18 protein-coding genes and 1 pseudogene are annotated in these 19,888 nt (G+C 37.9%); 18 read left to right on the top strand and 1 reads right to left on the bottom strand.

Annotation, left to right across the window (positions count from 1 at the left end; genetic code table 11):
- Window positions 1-693 precede the first annotated feature (693 nt).
- Window positions 694-1,512, bottom strand: coding sequence for a cupin domain-containing protein (locus E2636_RS12310; RefSeq protein WP_134210455.1), 819 nt, complete (start codon window positions 1,510-1,512; stop codon window positions 694-696).
- A 553-nt stretch (window positions 1,513-2,065) separates the two neighbouring features.
- Between E2636_RS12310 and E2636_RS12305 the strand changes: the two genes are divergently transcribed.
- From E2636_RS12305 to E2636_RS12220, 18 genes and pseudogenes are all read left to right on the top strand, one after another.
- Entirely contained in the window at window positions 2,066-3,151 is a 1,086-nt protein-coding gene (locus tag E2636_RS12305; RefSeq protein WP_134210454.1) for an NAD/NADP octopine/nopaline dehydrogenase family protein, read from the top strand.
- A 1,030-nt stretch (window positions 3,152-4,181) separates the two neighbouring features.
- Window positions 4,182-4,973: a SurA N-terminal domain-containing protein gene (locus E2636_RS12300; RefSeq protein ID WP_134210453.1), complete on the top strand. Its 792-nt coding sequence runs from the start codon at window positions 4,182-4,184 to the stop codon at window positions 4,971-4,973.
- A gap of 410 nt (window positions 4,974-5,383) precedes the next feature.
- Complete coding sequence (locus tag E2636_RS12295) at window positions 5,384-6,370, top strand: LacI family DNA-binding transcriptional regulator (protein WP_134210452.1); 987 nt, start codon at window positions 5,384-5,386, stop codon at window positions 6,368-6,370.
- 20 nt (window positions 6,371-6,390) lie between these two features.
- Window positions 6,391-7,689 carry an ABC transporter substrate-binding protein gene (locus E2636_RS12290; RefSeq protein ID WP_134210451.1) on the top strand — a complete coding sequence of 433 codons (1,299 nt, stop codon included), beginning with the start codon at window positions 6,391-6,393 and terminating at the stop codon, window positions 7,687-7,689.
- A 121-nt stretch (window positions 7,690-7,810) separates the two neighbouring features.
- Window positions 7,811-9,085, top strand: coding sequence for a carbohydrate ABC transporter permease (locus tag E2636_RS12285; RefSeq protein ID WP_134211800.1), 1,275 nt, complete (start codon window positions 7,811-7,813; stop codon window positions 9,083-9,085).
- Between the two features lie 12 nt (window positions 9,086-9,097).
- Window positions 9,098-9,919, top strand: coding sequence for a carbohydrate ABC transporter permease (locus tag E2636_RS12280; RefSeq protein ID WP_134210450.1), 822 nt, complete (start codon window positions 9,098-9,100; stop codon window positions 9,917-9,919).
- Window positions 9,920-9,932: 13 nt separating this feature from the next.
- On the top strand, window positions 9,933-10,661 hold the full coding sequence (locus E2636_RS12275) for a ThuA domain-containing protein (RefSeq protein WP_134210449.1): 729 nt from the start codon (window positions 9,933-9,935) through the stop codon (window positions 10,659-10,661).
- Between the two features lie 6 nt (window positions 10,662-10,667).
- Complete coding sequence (locus tag E2636_RS12270; RefSeq protein ID WP_134210448.1) at window positions 10,668-11,693, top strand: Gfo/Idh/MocA family protein; 1,026 nt, start codon at window positions 10,668-10,670, stop codon at window positions 11,691-11,693.
- 9 nt (window positions 11,694-11,702) lie between these two features.
- Complete coding sequence (locus E2636_RS12265) at window positions 11,703-12,743, top strand: Gfo/Idh/MocA family protein (RefSeq protein ID WP_134210447.1); 1,041 nt, start codon at window positions 11,703-11,705, stop codon at window positions 12,741-12,743.
- Between the two features lie 13 nt (window positions 12,744-12,756).
- Complete coding sequence (locus E2636_RS12260; RefSeq protein WP_134210446.1) at window positions 12,757-13,725, top strand: sugar phosphate isomerase/epimerase family protein; 969 nt, start codon at window positions 12,757-12,759, stop codon at window positions 13,723-13,725.
- Window positions 13,726-14,144: 419 nt separating this feature from the next.
- Window positions 14,145-14,391: pseudogene (locus E2636_RS12255) on the top strand (IS5/IS1182 family transposase); the annotation flags it as partial.
- A 188-nt stretch (window positions 14,392-14,579) separates the two neighbouring features.
- Window positions 14,580-15,575 carry a LacI family DNA-binding transcriptional regulator gene (locus tag E2636_RS12250; RefSeq protein ID WP_134210445.1) on the top strand — a complete coding sequence of 332 codons (996 nt, stop codon included), beginning with the start codon at window positions 14,580-14,582 and terminating at the stop codon, window positions 15,573-15,575.
- Between the two features lie 14 nt (window positions 15,576-15,589).
- A complete protein-coding gene (hxlA, locus tag E2636_RS12245; protein WP_134210444.1) occupies window positions 15,590-16,219 on the top strand; it encodes a 3-hexulose-6-phosphate synthase in 630 nt (209 codons plus the stop codon).
- Window positions 16,216-16,773, top strand: coding sequence for a 6-phospho-3-hexuloisomerase (gene hxlB, locus E2636_RS12240; protein ID WP_134210443.1), 558 nt, complete (start codon window positions 16,216-16,218; stop codon window positions 16,771-16,773). Before hxlA ends, hxlB begins: the two co-directional genes overlap by 4 nt.
- Before the next feature lie 17 nt (window positions 16,774-16,790).
- The gene (locus E2636_RS12235; protein ID WP_134210442.1) at window positions 16,791-17,813 is read left to right on the top strand and encodes a TRAP transporter substrate-binding protein; all 1,023 of its coding nucleotides are present in this window, start codon (window positions 16,791-16,793) and stop codon (window positions 17,811-17,813) included.
- A 24-nt stretch (window positions 17,814-17,837) separates the two neighbouring features.
- Entirely contained in the window at window positions 17,838-18,311 is a 474-nt protein-coding gene (locus E2636_RS12230; RefSeq protein WP_134210441.1) for a TRAP transporter small permease, read from the top strand.
- Window positions 18,308-19,588 carry a TRAP transporter large permease gene (locus E2636_RS12225; RefSeq protein ID WP_134210440.1) on the top strand — a complete coding sequence of 427 codons (1,281 nt, stop codon included), beginning with the start codon at window positions 18,308-18,310 and terminating at the stop codon, window positions 19,586-19,588. Before E2636_RS12230 ends, E2636_RS12225 begins: the two co-directional genes overlap by 4 nt.
- A gap of 13 nt (window positions 19,589-19,601) precedes the next feature.
- Window positions 19,602-19,880, top strand: coding sequence for a cupin domain-containing protein (locus E2636_RS12220; RefSeq protein WP_134210439.1), 279 nt, complete (start codon window positions 19,602-19,604; stop codon window positions 19,878-19,880).
- The last annotated feature ends 8 nt before the right edge of the window (window positions 19,881-19,888 follow it).

Here is a 19,888-nt window from a genome sequence, read left to right as displayed (position 1 = left end):
TTCTGATCGTCTCATTTTCTCACTTCATCAGGTTTCTAAGATGCTTTGGACAGCAATATAAATAAAGAAGTGCGAGGTGAGAAAATCACATCGCACTTCCTTATTGCCTACAAGCAGTCTTGTTCAGGTTGTGCATCCGACTCTCACATAAACTTTGTGTGAGAAAAATACTCCTACTTCATAGGAACATGACGCAGTGGATGCAATTTCTTCATCTTTTAACTTTTTTTAGTGTTGTACTCCTCCGAAAATGCCAAAAAGGATATTTCTATACTGTGTAATGCGTCTGGCGTAGTCAAAAGAGACGGCTCTAATGTCGAGCGAAAGCTCAGTTGCAATTAATTGCTGTCACGTTGTAATAGTAAAATATTGGGATTTTAGAAGTTGAATTTATCTACTATATCACGATCTACATGGAAGGTACGCCAATGTTAGCCTAAATCTTTCTGATCGAGCCATTCGGATTGTATTGCGAAAGACAATCAGCGCATAAATGGACACGCCAGCTTGTGCTTTGTTAAAAGGCTAGGATAAAGTTAGTGGTATTCTAAAAAAATGAGCTTGGAAATATATCTCCAAGCACATTTATTTGACTGTATTTTATTACGATGAACTATTATCTCAGTGTGCATTTTATACAATTATGATATTTTCAACTCGTTGTCATTCCATATTAACCTGGAAGCTTTAAAACTACATTCTTTTGCTTTGTTGAAGAAGTTTCGATTCTCCTGTACGTTCCCATTCTTCTACTGTCTCATATGCTTTTTCAGGAGAATATCCTTTTCCTACAAGAACTCCCATTAGAATAAATTCTTGAAGAATATGTGTAGCATTAATTCCTCTTTTAACATCCTCTAATCCTTCATTAACTAGAAATTCCGTGTACTTTATCCATTCATCTGGAGTCCTCCCAGAATTAACTGTATGTCCATTGCCATGTTCGTGTCCTTCTTCCGCAGCTAATGCATCTGCTTTGGTAACATGAACAGTGCCAAATGGATGGTTAGGAGGAGCATATATCGAGTAAAGTTTCAGAGGAGTATTACCTGTATTGGTTAGATTATGCCATGTTCCAGCAGGAACTAGTATTGCAGAATCATCATAGACATTTCTTTTAAAGTTTAAATTATCTCTACTTTTGCCCATTTGAACAATCCCTTGACCCTGTTCAATACGTATGAATTGATCAAGGTTAGGGTGCATTTCCAAACCAATATCTTCGCCAACATTGAGACTCATTAAAGTAACTTGTAGATGTTTCCCAGTCCATAAAGCAGTACGAAACGTATTGTTTTGCTTCGTTGCTTCATTGATATTAACAACAAATGGTTTTGGCCCATAATCTTTTAACAAAATACTTCCATCACCATTGAAAGAGTTTAAAGAATCTAATCTGTTTGCATGCTCGATTCTTTGAGTACAAGCTCGGCAAACAGATTGTCTTCCATAGTTATACATGGGTGCATTAACATAATAAGGATATTGCTGCATATGAGGATGATAGTACATTTTCTCAATCCCTTCACAGTTATAAAATTATCCTATGCAATTTGTTTAAGGGATGTGCTTATATACAAGGATCGTTCTTTTAAAATTCAGTGCTATTCGACTAAGAGAATCCTACTATAAAGTGATTTTTGTTGCTTGTTAATAAGGCATCCAAAAAAGACAATTATAAAAAAAGAATCCAGCACAGCACAATAATTGATGAAATTTTTTTGTGTTTATATTGAGTTGAATAGTAGAAAATTTACATAATTCACTTTTTTCAATAAATTAATCCTATACATTTTTCTGGAATATTGGTAGAATATAACTATAAGTGCTATAAAAGTAATTTTGCTCTTGAATCACGGTTCTAAGTTGTTTGCCGACTTAGTATTATCGCTTGAAGTAGTTTTTACTGAAATATATGAGATAAGAACTTTTGCAACTAGATGATATATAAATTCAGAATGTTTTGCTATTAAAATTAGCACTTTCACTGAGCTAAAGCACGGGAAGTTACAGGTGAAGTGTCAAGTTTCTTTGAAAAAAACTAAATTTTATGGAGGAATTTTGGATGAATATTGTCGTAGTTGGAGCAGGACATGGTGGAACAACAATTGCAGCAGACTTGAAATTGAAGGGCCATAAGGTAAATCTTTTAAAAACTTCAAAATCTCTTCACAATGAGCATTTTAATTTTTTGAAAGAACATAATGGAGAAGTAAATATTATTGAAAATGATAAGACTAGCTCTGTTCAAATCGATTTGATCACAACCGATATCGAACTAGCACTAAAAGATACTGAATTAGTCATTGTCTATGTCCAAACAAACTTCCATGAACAAATAATAAATCGTTTACTACCGTACCTAAATCCCAACCATATTGTGTTATTGGAACCAGGGTATTTATCGACTGCTTATTTCCTGAAACATTCTCCAAACTTCGAATTCACAGTAGTCGAAGCGCAAAGTTCACCAATTGATTGTCGAATCATAACTCCAGGTAAAGTAAAAGTATTGTTTAAAAATGTTAGGAATCCAGTTGCAATATATCAAAATGAGGTAAAAGACCTTAAATTAGTTAAGAGTAAATTAGATAGTCTTGACTATAATTTTGAGTATCTTGAGACAATCATCGAAGCTGCTTTACACAATCCAAATTTAATTGTTCATACGATTGGAGGCATCATGAGTATGCCAAGAATTGAATTTACTAAGGGTGATTATTGGATGTATAAAGAAGTGTTTACGCCTCATGTTTGGAATATGGTGGAAAGTTTAGATGATGAGAAGATGAATGTTTTAGAAGCCATTGGAGCGAATCGAGTTCCTTATGTGGATGCTTGTAAGAATCGAAATGCTGTTGATTTGAGTATAAATAGTAAAGAAGCGTTTCTCCATTATGCGAAAAACAGTTCTCCGCATGGTCCAGTTCGAGCAGATTCTAGATTTATAACGGAAGATGTTCCAGAGGGGTTAGTTTTGTTGGAGTCGCTTGGAAGTACACTAGGTATTAAAACTCCAACATGTACAGGACTTATTAATATCGCGAATGCATCACTTTCAATCGATTTTAGAGAGTCAGGAAGAACTGTGGATAGATTAGGTTTAGAAAATATTAAAAAAATTATAGGTACTAGATCCGTACTTGTGTAAGTATTTTATCCATAACATGCCAAGAGTGCCATCCATCCATTCAAGTAATGGATTTGGTGCTTTTTTTCGTGAATGAGATCATTTACTGCCACACTGTATTAATAGCGTTCCCTGGTCGCTATCGACAGCAAATCTAAGTCCCCATAACCTAAAGAAAGAAAAATCGCTAGTTTTCACTTGCGGTACATATTCGTCCTCTGCTCCACTACAAATATGAGAACACTTCGAATATGGTTAATTAGAGAATGGACACTAATTTCATAAAATCTAGCTGGCGAAGATACAATTTCGGAATTTTTTATTATTTATTGTATTCTTAAGACTGATTTGCCACATGATAAAGTGCATTGTTCGACAAAAAAATGTGGTTCTAGTATCGAGCGATAGCTCAGTTGTAATAATAGGCTGTTACGTTGTAATAATGGAAGATGACGTTGTAAAAATAGACCTCCACGTTGTAAAAATTGTGATCCATGTTGTAATAGCTAAATTATGTAATTTTATTATGTGAAAATCAACAACACTAACAAGATAGTTCATTAACGCACGTCACAAAAAAAGCTGTCGGATTTGTCCGACAGCACCAATTTAAGTTTTTTTATATACTAATGAAACCCACAGACCTGGAGAGATAAATGGCCCCTTCAGGTGGTGCTTGGCGGGTTTTGTTGTGAGGAAAGTGTACTCTTTGGTTAACAAGTGCAGAAAAAATCACACATATAGCATCTTCAAATTATGTGTTTAAAGTGAATTTTAGATAAAGTATGGTGAAATACAGATAAATGCAACTGAAGATGAGATAAAACATCGCTAATACGAGATGAAATCGTGTAACCTAGAACAAGCTAAGTACTGTTAGAGTGGTGTTTATCGTGTTTCTTAAGTGACAATTTGATGTCATTTTGATGTTTTGAAGGGTTATGGGTTTATTTTTTCGTGATAGTTCGTTAAGATGCAATCTAGGCTACCGAATTATTGATTCGAAATTCTAGCCATATGAGTTTATGATATGAAAGGGGTACACATTATTATGAATTATAAGAAAATTTTACTGCCATTTGTAGCAGGCGCGCTTGCATTAAGTTTAGCAGCTTGTAGCGAAGACGATAAAGCAACAAAAGAGGAAAAGCCAAAAGAAGAAACAGCTGAGCAAGCTACTGAACAAAAAGAACCTACTAAAGAAGAACTAGCAGCTGCTGAAGAAATGAAAGCTAAGTTAGCTGAGCAACAAGTTGATAAGAGTGAAATTGTTGCTGTAGTAAATGATGAAGAACTTACAGGTGCTGAATATAATACTGCTTTGACGTCAATTCAAGGTCAAATGCAACAATCTGGTCAAGATCCAACAAGTAAAGAAGCGGTTGAACAAGTAAAATCGCAAGTTCTTGATGCGATTGTAAATCAAACATTAATTCTTCAAAAAGCAGAAGAGTCGAAACTGACTGCTACTGAAGAAGAAATTAATAAAGAATATGCATCTTATGAAGAACAATTTGGTGGCGAAGAAGGAATGAAGGAAGCCCTCAAAGCTGAAAAAATGGATGTCAAAACATTGAAACAACAAATTGGCCAATCAATTGTATTTGAAAAATATAAAGAAAAAGCTGTTCCTGCTAAGAAAGTAGCGGATAAAGAGATTCAAGAATATTATGACCAAGCGGCAGCTCAAGCAAAAGAAGCTGAATCTGCACAAGAATTACCTCCATTTGAAGAAGCAAAAGAAGAAATTAGAGGAATTCTTGAACAGCAACAACAACAAGAACTATTTGCAGCACATGTTGAAGAGTTGAAAAAAGATGCGAAGATTGAATTAAAGATTTAATATAAGTTGGATAATCAGTTGAAAACACCTTCCATTGCGGGAGGTGTTTTTTGCATTGTGAATGATGAATTATGAAGTTACGCGATGTGATTTTTGTCTAGGTGGACGGATTTATTTTCGTAGAACTAACATGAAGAAATATTGCGACACCCCTAAAGGAAAGATTTTATTTATGGAGTTTTTATTAAATAGTTGAAGCTAAAACACCTTCCATTGCGGGAGGTGTTTTTCCTTGGTCTACATAAGATTGATCATAAATAAGCGACATTGCGTATTTGTTGTAGAACTAAATGTGAATTTAGAATATTCAAATTTAATGTTGTAATTGTTAAACGTTTGTAATATGCTTTACGTATGAAATCGATTTCATACGTAATTAGTTGGAGGTGTTCCTAAAGGAGAGTGAGCGCTTGTATACCATTAAAGATGTTGCGCTGAAGGCTGGATTATCACAAGCTACTGTATCGAGAGTGATTAACAATCATCCCTATGTTAGTGAGGAGAAAAAGGTTGCCGTGAAAAATGCGATGGAGGAACTTGGCTATGTTCCTAATTCATCTGCACAGCAAATGCGAAATTTAAAAACAAAGAAAATTGCTGTCTTCGTGTCCCGGATTGTCAATCCTTTCTTTAGTCAATTGGTTGATGCTATGGAAAAACGGGCTGCCACATGCGGCTTTCAGTTGATCCTTTGCAATACGAGAATTGATAAGGAAAAGGAACTTGAATTTTTTAAGCTTCTCATATCAAAGCAAGTAGATGGCATCATTATGGCTTCGGTTGAAAATCGTTGGGAAGTGATTGAGCCTTTTACAAAGTATGGTCCCATCATTTTCTGTAATGAATACCTTGCTGATGCTACAATCACCAGAGTCAGACTAGACCAAATTGAAGGCGGTTACATCGGTACCAAACACTTACTTGAAAAAGGACATCTTAAAATTGCCTACTGTCAAGGTAATGATAGTAGCGTTTCTATCAATCGTCGTAAAGGTTATTTGAAAGCGGTTACAGAGGCAGGGATTGAACCAGTGCAGGAATGGATGTTTCGAGATGTTTTTACGATTGAAGACGGACGAGCCATCTTTCGAAAGATACAGCAGCTGCCTAACCCGCCCACTGCTGTATTTAGTGGGAGTGACGAAGTGGCTGCAGGAATCATTCATGAAGCTAAAAAGCATTCGTGGAATGTGCCAAACGATCTTGCTGTTGTAGGATTTGATGATCAGCCGATAGCAGAATTACTCGATCCACAAATTACGACAATCAATCAATTCACCACAAACATTGGGTATAAAACAATGGATGTGATGCTCGAGATTATCAATAAAAAGAGAGTCAATGATGCGCAAGATATTCTATTACCTATTGAATTAGTTGAACGACAATCGACATAAACTATTAGGAGGAATTATTGATGAAAATTTGGAACAAAAAGATGGCCGGTGCAACATTCCTTTCGATGACTTTACTTCTCGGAGCATGTAGTGGGGACGATGAAAATGCAACCGCTGACAAAGGATCAGATGACAAGTCTGATGAAAAAGTTGAAATCGTTTATGCTAGCGGTGTTGATGTTACTGGCGCGACTGAAAAGTTAATTGCTGCGTTTGAAGATGAAAATCCAAATATTACGGTTAAGCAACAAGAAATGCCGGCAGATACTGGGGCTTCTCATGATCAATACGTAACCACTTTCAGTAGCAAGAGTACAGAAATCGATGTATTTGATGCGGATGTTATCTGGCCAGCAGAATTTGCGCAAGCTCAATATGCGCTTGAACTCGATCGCTTCATTGAAGCAGATGGTATCAAAATGGAAGATTATTTCCCGGGTACGGTTCAATCTGGTAACTTCAATGGTCGCCAATACGCAATGCCGAAATACACAGATGCGGGACTTCTTTTTTACCGTACAGATATAGTTGAAACAGCTCCTGCAACATGGGATGAACTATTTGAAATGGCAAGCGAGCTGAAAGGCAAAGAAGGAACTGAATTTGGTTACCTCATGCAAGCCAATCAATATGAAGGAATGATTACTAACGCAGTTGAATTTATCGCATCATACGGCGGTGAAGTTGTAGATGAAAACAATGAAGTTGTTGTAAATAGTCCAGAAACAATTGCTGGAATCACGAAGATGGTTGAATTTGTTAATTCTGATTTTGTACCTAGTAATATTTTAAGCTTCCAAGAAACTGAAACAAATAATGCATGGGTTGGCGGACAAGCAGTTTTTGCTCGTAACTGGCCTTATATGCAGTCTACTTCAGAAAACAAAGACGGTTCTGAAGTTGCCGGAAATGTTGGTTTCGCAGTTCTTCCAGCTGGTGACGATACGAACGCTGCCACACTTGGTGGTTGGATGAGTATGATTAATCGTTATAGTGAAAACCAAGAGGCTGCTTGGGAATTCGTGAAATTCATGTCTGGTCCTGAAGGTCAAAAAATCAGTGCTGTTGAAGGCGGACGTGCCCCAACGATCGAAGCACTTTATGAAGACGAAGACGTAAAAGATGCAGCTGCATTATTTTCAAATGAAGAGTTCGTAGCAACACTTCAAAATGCTGTACCAAGACCGGTATCACCAATTTATCCGCTAATCTCTGACATCATGCAAGTTGAACTTTCAAAAGCACTTGCAGAAGATATAACTCCTGAAGAAGCTGCGAAAAACATGCAAGAAAAAATTGAAGCAGCAATGGCAGAATAAAAGAGCATTTAGCAGAAATAAACTAAAGGGGAGGTGGATCATTCACCTTCCCTTCTATTAATTAAAAAAGAGGGTGATACAGTTGAAGTTTCAGTTAAATGAAAAGCAACTTGGTTATTTAATGGTCGCACCTGCACTAATACTTGTTATTCTTATCACATTATGGCCGGTAGCCCAATCTTTTTATAACAGTTTGTTCGACTATCGTTTGAATGACCCTTCTCGTTCAGAAAGGTTTGTACAATCCAATGTCGATTTAGAACGCTATGCAAATGATTATTTTTATTTATCAAGAGATCTGGATGGCTTAGCTGGACAAGCACCTGATCAAGAGACGAAGGATGCAACAACTAAAATCAATCAAGAGATCAAAGGGTATCATGAAGACCTACTTGCAATGGATGGACTAGACAAACAATATGAAGAGGTTGAAGGTCTTCTAGCTTCCTTTACAGCCATTTCAGATGGAGAATTAAAATATGCAAAAATCGACAAAGAATTTGCAAAAGACTATAAAGAATTCTTAACGAACGCAGAAAAAGAACTAACCACATTATCACAGAATTCAGATGATGAAGCCTTTAAAACTGCATCAGCAAATATTGCAGGCTCAATAAACTCTTCTAACCGTTCCATTATTGAATCTAACTTTATTGGTTTTAGCAACTATTCACGTTACCTAAAAAGTGAGCGTATGTGGAAAGCATTAGGGAATACGTTCGTGTTCACAATAGCATCAGTAGGATTTGAACTTGTCCTCGGTTTACTTATTGCCTTGCTCATTAATCGCGTATTCATTGGCAGAGGATTGGTTCGTGCATCGGTTCTAATTCCATGGGCGATTCCAACGGCAGTTGGCGCAATGATGTGGTCCTTTTTGTATGATGGACAAACAGGAATTGTCGCTCACTACTTTGAACAGTTTGGCTTAATTAGTGACGCATCTGTCCTTTTATCAACGGGTGCAGGTGGTATGTTCTCAGTTATTTTTGCAGATGTTTGGAAAACTACACCGTATATGGCTCTTCTCTTACTTGCTGGACTTCAAACGATTTCTGGTTCCTTGTATGAAGCAGCGGAAGTCGATGGAGCAAATAAGTGGCAACAGTTCTGGAAAATAACATTACCCATGTTAAAGTCGGCTATTTTAGTAGCCTTACTATTTCGGACATTGGACGCTTTCCGGGTGTTTGATCTGATCTTCGTACTTACAGGCGGCGGACCGGCTAACTCGACGGAATCCATTTCAATTTATGCGTACATTACACTATTCTCACAACAAAACTTCGGAGCAGGTTCAGTTCTTTCAGTTATCGTTTTTGCTTGTGTAGCTCTTATCTCAACACTATTTATAAAATTCATCGGGTCTGATCTTTTTGGTGGACGATCTCGATAAGGAGGAACTAAGATGAACAAGCGTCCAGGAATCGGTTTTTACATTTTTCTCGTTGTGTTTGTGTTTTTCGTGATGTTCCCTTTTATCTGGGTCTTCCTCACGTCGATCAAACCTCCGGGTGAAATTTTCAATAATTTTAACTGGTTTACATCAAGTCCCTCAATAGATTCATACATTAATGCATTAACGAATCGACCTTTGGTTCGCTATATGTTTAATAGCTTTATCGTTTCTAGCTTAACGACGATTATCGCGATCGGATTCGCTTCCATTGCAGCATATGCACTGACTCGACTCCCAATTAAATTTAAAGGGCTCATATTAGGTATAATTTTAGCATCATCCATGTTCCCGCAAATTGCGATTATTTCACCTATCTATAACTTTATTACGGCAATCGGACTTCGTAATAGCTATATGGGGCTCGTAATTCCCTACATCACCATTAGTTTGCCACTTGCTATCTGGATTCTGGCAACATTCTTCCAAAAGATACCTTGGGAGCTTGAAGAATCGGCAAAACTTGATGGAGCAACACCTTTTCAAACATTCCGTAAAATTATTTTCCCGCTTGCGGCACCTGGTATATTTACAACTGCAATTCTTGTTTTCATTGCAGCGTGGAATGAATATTTATTTGCTTTAACCATCAACACAGAAGATTCGTGGCGTACAGTGCCAGTTGGAATTTCGTTCTACCAAAGTCAATTTTCAATTCCATGGGGTGATATATCAGCTGCAACTGTCATTGTGACCATCCCAATTGTTATACTTGTATTGATTTTCCAAAGAAGAATAGTTTCCGGACTAACATCTGGCTCAGTAAAAGAGTAAAGGAGTGTCATAAATGAAAGTTACAGTATGGAATGAATATCGTCATGAACAACAACACGAAGAGGTTCGCAACATATATCCAGACGGAATACATCAAGTTTTAGCTACTGCACTAGGCGAGCAAGGCTTCGATGTTAAAACGGCAACTTTGGACGAACCACAACACGGCCTAACTGATGATGTATTAAATAATACAGATGTACTTCTATGGTGGGGACATCTTGCACATGATGAAGTAAGCGATGAAATTGTTGAGAAAGTTCAAAAACGCGTATGGGAAGGCATGGGACTCATTGTCCTTCACTCTGCTCATTTCTCGAAAATTTTCAAGAAACTAATGGGTACTGGCTGCGATTTAAAATGGCGTGAAGCAAAGGAAAAAGAACGTCTGTGGGTTGTCGATCCAAGTCATCCTATCGCTCAAGGTATTGGCGAATACATTGAAATCGAAGAAGAGGAAATGTACGGCGAACACTTTGATATCCCAGCACCAGATGAACTCGTATTCATTAGTTGGTTCCAAGGTGGGGAAGTGTTCCGAAGTGGGGCAACCTTTAAACGTGGGAACGGTAAGATTTTCTATTTCCGTCCTGGACATGAAACACATCCAACTTACTATAATAAACAAATACAAAAAGTCATAGGTAATGCTGTGAAATGGGCTACGCCAACAAATCGTGACTACCCTGTCTATGGAAATGCAAAGCCACTAGAAAAGCTTGAAGGCTACAAGGAGGAATAATACATTATGGCAAAATTAAAAGTCGGTGTAATTGGAACTGGTAGCATTGCGAAATATCGTCATTTAGTAGAATACGCTGGAAATGATCAGGTTGAACTTGTCGCAGTTTGTGATATTAATGAAGCAAGAGCAAAAGAAGTAGGTGAACTATACGGTGTTACTAAAATATTTACAAATTATCACGATCTGTTAAAAGAAGATCTTGATGCAGTAAGTGTTTGTACACCTAACTATTTACACGCGCCAATTACAGTTGCTGCACTAGAAGCAGGCAAGCATGTTCTTTGCGAAAAACCAATGGCGACAAGTGAACTAGAAGCAAATCAAATGATTGAAGCAGCAAAAAATAGTGGCAAAACGCTTATGATCGGTCACAACCAACGTTTTGTTGAATCTCATCAACAAGCAAGAGATTGGATTGCAACAGGGAAGCTCGGTAAAATATACAGCTTCAGAACCGCTTTTGGTCATCCTGGACCAGAAGCATGGAGTGCAGACGGTAAAAGCAGCTGGTTCTTTAATAAAAATGAAGCGTTTATTGGTGCTATGGGCGACCTCGGTATACACAAAATCGATTTACTACGCTATATTCTAGGTGAAGAAATGGTTGAAGTTGCTGCAATGCTTGAAACAAGTTCAAAAATAGATGCGGACGTAGATGACAATGCGGTGCTTATTTTGAAAACACAAAGTGGCATCATTGGGACACTTGCAGCTAGCTGGTCTTATAATGGAAAAGAAGATAATTCAACTGTAATTTACACTGAAAATGGTGTTTTACGCTTAGAAGACGACGAAAATTATTCGGTTGTTTACCATAAAAATGACGGCACGAAAGAAGAGTTTAGCCTTGGACAAATTCAATCAAATGAAGAGGGCGGTCAAATTACAACTGGCGTCATTAATCATTTTATTGAATCAATTTTGACTGGCAACCCGCCTTTAATTAGTGGAGAAGAAGGCAAGAAATCATTGCTCGTGATCTTAGGTGCATTAGAATCAAATGATACGAAAAAAATTGTGAAGTTATAGGTGATGAAGATGGAAAAACTGAGAGTCGGACTTATAGGAGTTGGAGGAATTGCCGTTTCAAGGCATCTTCCCTCCTTTCTGAAGTTAAGCGACCATGTTGAGGTAACCGCCGTTTGTGATGTGATTCAGGAGCGAGCACAGTCAGTTGCAGCCGAATTCTCAATCCCTTTTTACACATCACAATATACGAAGCTTTTTGAACATGTTGATGCCGTGACAATATGTACGCCAAATAAATTTCACGCAGAGATTGCGATTGCCGCTTTAAATGCAGGAAAGCATGTGTTATGTGAAAAGCCAATGGCCATGACTTCAAAAGAATGTGAAGCGATGATCGAAGCAGCTGATGCTGCGGGAAAAGTGTTAATGATTGCTTACCACTATCGCTACATGAAAGAAGCGCGTGCTGCGAAAAGATTTATCGATGAAGGCGAAATTGGTCGTCCGCTTGTTTCTCGTGCGCAAGCGATTCGAAGACGAAAAGTACCAGGTTGGGGCGTTTTTACCAATAAAGATCTACAAGGTGGCGGCAGTTTAATCGATTTTGGTTGTCACTTCCTAGATTTAGCACTTCATTTAATGGATTTCCCTGAGATTGCAGAAGTTTCAGGAGCAACATACAATGAGTTAAGCCGTCAACCGGATGTGGTGAATCAATGGGGTAAGTTTGACCATACGACATTTGAAGTAGATGACCATGCGACGGCGTATATTAAATTTAAAGATGGTGCTACGCTATTATTTGAAACATCATGGGCAGCAAATTTGGCGGATGATATTGAAGGAGTTAGTATATCAGGTACAAGTGGTGGGCTTGATGTGTTTCCATTAAAGCTCTATCAATCAAAGTACGGAATGCTTTTAGATCAACAAGCGTATTGGATTTCAGATGAAGATAATCCTGGAATCTCACAAGCCATTAATTTTATTGAAAGTTGTAAAGGACGTCAAACTCCTCTTGTTAAGCCTCAAGAAGCACTTATTGTTTCCAAAGTAATAGAGGCTATTTATCAAAGCAGCGAAACTGGAAAAGCAGTTTCATTCACATAAGGGGGAATTGGACGTGAAATTAGGCGTATTTACAGTGTTATTTGCCCAAAAACCATTTGAAGAAATGCTTGATTATGTAAAAGCATCAGGCTTAGATGCAGTTGAGATTGGAACTGGTGGCTATCCTGGAACGGATCACTGTCCAATTGATGAACTGTTAGAAGATGAAGGAAAACGTAATGAGTATTTGGATGCTATTATTTCTCGCGGATTAACAATCAGTGCATTTAGCTGTCATGGAAATCCGGTTAGTCCAGATCCAACTTTAGCAAAAGATGGCGATGAAGCGTTGCGAAAAAGCATTAAATTGGCCCAACTAATGGGTGTTCCAGTTGTCAACACATTCTCTGGAACTCCAGGTGCAGACGAGGATGCCAAACATCCAAACTGGCCTGTTGCACCATGGCCAAATGAATACGGAGATATTTTAGCTTGGCAATGGGAACAGAAACTAATTCCTTATTGGAGTGAAATAGCGGAAATTGCTAAACAAGCTAACGTGAAGATTGGTCTTGAATTGCACGGTGGTTTCTCCGTGCATACACCATATACATTGTTGAAACTTCGTGAAGCGACGAATGAATACATTGGTGCAAACCTTGATCCAAGTCACTTATGGTGGCAAGGAATTGACCCTGTTGGAGCCATCAAAATTCTTGGAAAAGAAAATGCAATCCATCATTTCCATGCAAAAGATACGTATATCGACCAAGACAATGTAAATATGTATGGTCTGACAGACATGCAACCTTACAATAATATCCGCACACGTGCATGGAGCTTTCGTTCAGTAGGTTGTGGACATTCCGTTCAAGAATGGTCAGACATTATAAGTGCCCTTCGCACCTATGGCTATGATTATGTTGTCAGCATCGAACACGAAGACCCAATCATGAGCATCGAAGAAGGATTCCAGCGTGCAGTATCCAATTTAAAATCAGTAGTGATTAAAGAACAACCGGCTGATATGTGGTGGTTATAGTATTGTTATCAGCGGGGTGATAATGCTACTCATAACTAGTTATATAGAAAAGTCTAGCGATAGGGAGTATAGGTGATTTCCGTTTCATGCGGACGCTTTCCGCGGGGCAAGCGCAAGCCTCCTCGTCCGCTAGAAAACCCTTGCTCCTGCGGTTACTCGTCGCAAACGAATTGTGCACAATTCGTTACCTGTGGGGTCTCGTCTGTCTCGCTTTTCCCGCCGGAGTCGCCGCCTTCCACTGCAATCACTTGTATATATATTTTCTTTCATCTAAAGAAGTAAGTTCCTTTATCTGTTCAAAAACTAACAGAATGTGCCGGCTTTTCAATCTAAACAAGCAATTCTTTCCTCAATTTGGCGAGGAAGGGATTGCTTCTTTTTGTTGTATAATAAGTGCACTAATTTCAAGTAGTGTCCCAATTATTTCCGATCAAGAATCTTTAAGCCTAAGCCCATTTATGACGATTTCCGATATCGTTGTGCCAGAAAATAATATGCTACACCAAATCAATGAACTCGTTGACTTTTCTTTTGTGCTCGAAGAACTGAAACATAAATAGTGTCTCGATAACGGACGAAATGCAGTTCCGTCGATTTGCATGTTCAAATATTTTATAGCTCAAATCCATTTTTGACGTATCAGATATCGATGTGGAGGAACGTTCCACCATTTTATTCCTGTTAAAATGGATTTACCCCCGTTCAAATTCAGTTGTTCTGTGAGAATTCCATGCCCACAAAAAAAAATCTAATTACCAGAAAATTTAGTGTTGATTTTGGAATCGCTTTCATTTATACTTCTACTAAACCGATTTACTAAACCGATTTACTAAAATTCCGCTGGGGGTAAAAAAATGAATAAAGTAACGATGGCTGATGTTGCTGCCTATGCCGGAGTATCCAAGAGTACTATTTCGCAATATGTAAATAAACGATATAAGTTTATGTCAGAGAGTACGAAGATCCGTATTGAAGAGGCAATTAAAGAACTGAACTATCGTCCAAATAGTGTGGCCCGTAGCTTAAAACAAAAGTCCACTTTTACGATAGGTGTGATTGTATCGAATATTTTACATGCTTTCTCAACACAGGTTATCCGCTCTATTGAAGATTATTGCAATTCTTTGGATTTTCACGTTATTGTTTGTAACGCAGACGATAACCCTGAAAAAGAAGAACGCTATATTCAGATGCTGCGTGATAAACAAGTAGATGGCTTAATTGTTTTTCCAACGGGGGAAAATCTTGAACTCTATGAAGAAATGGTGAAAACAAATTATCCGGTTGTATTTCTTGATCGAAAGATTCCTGATCTTAAAATTTCCTCAGTTCTTCTTGATAATGAACAAGCCGTCAAAATGGCTGTAGAACATTTAGTGGAAAAGGGCTATAAAAAAATAGCTTTAATGACCAATGCGCTTCACAGAGTATTCCCTCGACAGGAACGGGTTAGGGTATTCAAGGAACTTACCTCACTCCATCAATTGCCGATAGATGAAGGTTATATTGTCAGTAGAGATCTTGGTCAATTAAAGTCAAGTCTTGGTGAGTTACTTACTAGCAAGCCAGTTGATGCAATTATTGCAGGAAATGACTTAGCACTTCTAGAAATCTTGAACTACGTGAAAGAACATCATATTGTGATTCCGAAAGACTTTGCACTGATTAGTATAGATGATGTTTCATTTGGGAATTTATACAATCCGGCATTAACTGTCGTTGCACAGCCTGCTTTTGAAATGGGAAAAAAAGCAGCTGAACTATTACTTGAAAAAATCAAAGGTGATTTTAAAGAAGAAGAACATATTTACTTATTTCAACCAGTGTTAATTGAAAGAGATTCTTGCTAGGGAGGGGATTGTATATGACGAAAATTCAATTGGCGCTTGACCGACTTACTAAAGAAAAGTGTTTTGAAATAGTCGAGCAGACTGAGTCCTATATCGACTTTATTGAAGTAGGAACGGGTGTTATTAAAGAATACGGAATGTCGATTGTCCGTGAAATGAGCGAACGCTATCCAAATAAAAAGATTGTTGCTGATATGAAGACTTGCGATGCCGGTAAGCATGAAGCAAAACAAGCTTTTGAAGCAGGTGCACATATTACGACCGTTATGGCTTTTGCCAATAATCAAACGATCGAAGATATGTTAGTTGTCGCCAATCAATATGGTCAACAGTTGATGGTTGATTTACTCGGAGTAACTGATTATGCAAGGGTCGAAGAGCTCCATCGTCTTGGGGTACGAATGTTTAATATTCATATCGGCATTGATTTGCAAAAGGATGTGGAATGGGGTGCACAACATTTCCAATTAACCAATCATATTTCGGATTTCCAACTTGTTGTATCTGGTGGTATCAATCGCGATCTATTACCGTTACTCATGAAACAACAACCTTCAGTCGTGATTGTTGGAAGCGCTATCACAGGTCATGAGAATCCAGCTGTAGCCGCAAAAGAAATACAAGAGGGGGTGACACAGTTTTGAGGAACATACTTGAAACCGTTACACAAGAAATCAAAACCGTATTAGCTCATGTAAATGAAACGGAAGCAATTGAGCTATCTGAGTTACTAGTCCAGGCAAAAAACATTTTTGTTTTCGGTGAAGGTCGGTCGGGATTAATGGGAAAAGCGTTTGCTATGCGATTAATGCACGGAGGGTTTTCGGTTTATGTCGTCGGGGAGACCACAACACCGAGCATTCAGAAAGATGATTTGCTTGTCGTCATCTCTGGTTCTGGTTCATCAGCCATGATTACAAGTTTAGTAGAAACCATAAAGAAAAAAGAGGCAGTTCTTGCACTTGTCACAACTAATCGTGAAGCTAAGGTTAGTAAGGATTGTCAAAATGTTCTACATGTACCAGCTGCAACAAAGTATCGCAAGAGTAATGAACCAGATACGATTCAACCGCTAGGTAATCAGTTTGATCAATCAGTTCATCTCTTACTGGATAGTATTATTATCTATACATTGGAAAAGGCGTCTGATTCTATGTCATTTGAAGAAATGAAAAATAAACACACAAATATGGAATAGCAAAGGGGAAATGGAAAATGAAAAAATTAATTTTTGTAGCAGCAGTAACAATGGGGTTATCTGCAATTCTTGCCGGTTGTGGAGATAGCAAAACAGAAGGATCAAGTGATGGGGAAAGCTTAAAAATTCTTGCTGCTCATAACCAAACTTCACCTGACAATCCATATCAAACTGGATTATTAAAGTTTGAGGAAGTTCTTGAAGACTCCAACGCAAATATAGAGGTAGAAGTTCATGCAGGTACACTTGGAACAGAAGAGTCTGAACTTGTTGAAAAGCTAAAATTAGGTGCAGCTGATGTCATTGTCGTGTCACCAGGATTTATGTCTCAAACTGGTGTAAAAGAAGTTGATCTATTAGCACTACCTTATCTATTTGAAAGCTATGAGCACTGGGAATCAGTTGTTGATGGTGAAGTTGGAGACCAAATGGCGGAGCTGATTAACGAGAAATCTAACAATGATTTTAAATTAGTTGGATATTGGTCAGCTGGTGTGCGTCATTACTACGGAAAGAAACCGATTGAATCGATGGACGATTTGAAAGGTTTATCTATCCGTACTCAAACATCTGGCGTCGTGTCGGATTACTGGACACAAGCTGGAGCAGTACCAACGTCTGTTGCATGGGGTGAGCTTTATCAAGCACTTCAACAAAATGTAGTGGATTCATCTGAGAATGCTTATCCATACTTTGTTCAACAAAACCATCACAAAACGAAAAATGGTAAGTTCATTTCTGAAACAGCACATGATTATACAACTCGCTTAATGCTAGTAAACGGCAAGAAATTTGATGCTATGACTGATGAACAAAAAGAAGCTTTGTTAGAAGCAGCTACAGCATCTGTAGAAGCTGAGCGTGAAGCAGTCTATGCACAAGAAGAAGAATATAAACAAAAAGCAATCGACGAAGGTGCCGTTGTGAATGAAATCGATACGACTAAATTCCAAGAACTTGCGATTCCTATTCAAGATAAATTGGCAGTAGATATCGGTGCAGAAGAAATTGTTGAACAAATCAACAGCCTACGTAAATAATCGTTAACAATAGGGGTGGACAGTATGGTTAGAATGCTTGAAAAAATACAAATGACAGTTGGTGTGCTGTTTTTAAGTCTATTTTTTATCACGATTTTGATACAAATCGCAACGCGTTATCTAGGTATTTCTGTGATTTGGACTGAAGAGGTAGCGAACTATTCCTTTATCTGGGCCATATTTATGGGGGCTTCGGTTATGGTAAATAGAAAAGAACATTTCAGTTTTGATTATTTCTCTCGTAAACTTGAAGGGAAAAAACGTGCGGTTTTATTGGTCATTATTGATGCAATCATCCTGCTGTTTGCTTTAAGTCTTGCATTTTACGGCTTCCAAGCAGTTACTACATTTTGGGACTATAACTGGTTGGCATTTCCAGGTTTAAAAATGGGATACATTTGGCTGTCCATCCCGGTAATGGGTGTAACTATGTCCATATATTCTATAAATCACATCTTGAAAAACGTAGCACTGCTTAGAGAGAAGGTGAGCTTATGATTGGAATTATATTGGTTTTATTGTTTCTCATTCTAATGATCATTGGTGTTCCTATTGCTTTTGTAATCGGAATTATTGCATTAACAGGAATAATGTCGGTATCACATATTCCTGAAGTAACAATGCCTATGAAAATGTTGAACGGAATCGATTCCTTTGTACTGCTCGCAGTACCTCTATTCATTTTGGCAGCAAATTTAATGAATCACGGGAAAGTCTCTCAAAAACTCATTGATTTAGCGCTTACAATGGTCGGTCATATCCGTGGCGGTTTAGCTCAAGCTAATATTCTTGTTTCGATGATGTTTGCAGGAGTTTCCGGAGCGGCACAAGCAGATACTGCAGGTGTCGGAAAGATATTGATTCCTAATATGAAAAAACAAGGATACGACACGGAAACGGCAGTTGCTGTAACCGCGGCATCATCTACTATTGGGGTCATTATCCCCCCTAGTATCCCAATGATTATTTTTGCTGGGCTAACGAATGTTTCAGTAGGAGCACTGTTCTTAGCTGGAATAATTCCAGGCATTTTAGTTGGTGTTAGTATGATGGTATTTGTCTACTTCCTTGCCGTAAGAAAAGGTTATCCAAAAGCAAAACGTGCAACTTTCCAGGCGTTTTTCAAACTTTTTGTTCAGTCACTTCCAGCATTGCTCACACCAATCATTATTATTGGTGGAATCATTTCAGGGCTATTTACTGCAACAGAAGCGGCAGCAATTGCCTCTCTCTATACTTTCATCATCGGGGTATTTATTTATAAGACGATTAAGATAAGAGATTTGCCTAAAATACTGATGGATACGCTAGCCCTCAGTTCGTTATCTATTTTCGCTTTAGCTGCAGCGAGTGCACTTGGCGAATTGTTGAGTTATTTTAGAGTGTCTACCATTGCTCAAGATTTCTTTACAAACAATATCGGAAGCAAGTGGTTATTTATTCTGATTCTCATTGCTTTCTTTTTATTCATAGGAACGTTTATGGATGCCATTCCAGCTATGATTTTATTTGTACCAATAATTTTGCCTACTTCACTGGCATTTGGTATGGATCCAATACATTTAGGATTAATTATAGTTATCACATTGGCAATTGGTCTCATTACACCACCTTATGGATTATGTTTATTACTGGCAGCGAAGATTGGGGACTTAAGTATTGAACGTTCAGTCGTGGCAGTTGTACCTTATATGCTAATTGTCTTGGCTGTACTATTTGTTGTTGCATACATTCCAGCAATTTCGATGTGGATACCAAATTTACTCGGACAATAAAGGAGATAAAATATTGAAACGAAATATATTAGTCGCAGAAGGTTCGATTATGTTAGTAAAAGTAGAATTGCCGGAAGGATTTCAAGGCGAACTAGATCAACATGTAGAAGAACAAGTAAGTTATATTGAAACTGGGAAATTAGAATTTACGTTGGATGGAAAAGTGAATGTACTTTCAACAGGGGATACACTTTTCATGCCTTCGAATGTACCACATCAAGTTAAGGTTATTGAAGCGTGTACCATTATAGATGTTTTCACACCTATTCGTTCATCATTGCTTAAAAATTAGTTGAAGGA

The sequence above is a fragment of the Paenisporosarcina antarctica genome, assembly GCF_004367585.1.
GTDB classification, from domain to species: Bacteria; Bacillota; Bacilli; order Bacillales_A; family Planococcaceae; genus Paenisporosarcina; species Paenisporosarcina antarctica.
Note: the sequence above shows the minus strand (reverse complement) of the source record. Positions and strands in the feature narration are given on the sequence as shown.

What these genes read in the sequence shown, in the direction of transcription:
- E2636_RS12310 (WP_134210455.1), bottom strand. Translation starts at nt 1,512, where the DNA reads ATGTACTATCATCCTCATATGCAGCAATATCCTTATTATGTTAATGCA.
- E2636_RS12305 (WP_134210454.1), top strand. Translation starts at nt 2,066, where the DNA reads ATGAATATTGTCGTAGTTGGAGCAGGACATGGTGGAACAACAATTGCA.
- E2636_RS12300 (WP_134210453.1), top strand. Translation starts at nt 4,182, where the DNA reads ATGAATTATAAGAAAATTTTACTGCCATTTGTAGCAGGCGCGCTTGCA.
- E2636_RS12290 (WP_134210451.1), top strand. Translation starts at nt 6,391, where the DNA reads ATGAAAATTTGGAACAAAAAGATGGCCGGTGCAACATTCCTTTCGATG.
- E2636_RS12285 (WP_134211800.1), top strand. Translation starts at nt 7,811, where the DNA reads ATGGTCGCACCTGCACTAATACTTGTTATTCTTATCACATTATGGCCG.
- E2636_RS12280 (WP_134210450.1), top strand. Translation starts at nt 9,098, where the DNA reads ATGAACAAGCGTCCAGGAATCGGTTTTTACATTTTTCTCGTTGTGTTT.
- E2636_RS12275 (WP_134210449.1), top strand. Translation starts at nt 9,933, where the DNA reads ATGAAAGTTACAGTATGGAATGAATATCGTCATGAACAACAACACGAA.
- E2636_RS12270 (WP_134210448.1), top strand. Translation starts at nt 10,668, where the DNA reads ATGGCAAAATTAAAAGTCGGTGTAATTGGAACTGGTAGCATTGCGAAA.
- E2636_RS12265 (WP_134210447.1), top strand. Translation starts at nt 11,703, where the DNA reads ATGGAAAAACTGAGAGTCGGACTTATAGGAGTTGGAGGAATTGCCGTT.
- E2636_RS12250 (WP_134210445.1), top strand. Translation starts at nt 14,580, where the DNA reads ATGAATAAAGTAACGATGGCTGATGTTGCTGCCTATGCCGGAGTATCC.
- hxlA (WP_134210444.1), top strand. Translation starts at nt 15,590, where the DNA reads ATGACGAAAATTCAATTGGCGCTTGACCGACTTACTAAAGAAAAGTGT.
- E2636_RS12235 (WP_134210442.1), top strand. Translation starts at nt 16,791, where the DNA reads ATGAAAAAATTAATTTTTGTAGCAGCAGTAACAATGGGGTTATCTGCA.
- E2636_RS12230 (WP_134210441.1), top strand. Translation starts at nt 17,838, where the DNA reads ATGGTTAGAATGCTTGAAAAAATACAAATGACAGTTGGTGTGCTGTTT.
- E2636_RS12225 (WP_134210440.1), top strand. Translation starts at nt 18,308, where the DNA reads ATGATTGGAATTATATTGGTTTTATTGTTTCTCATTCTAATGATCATT.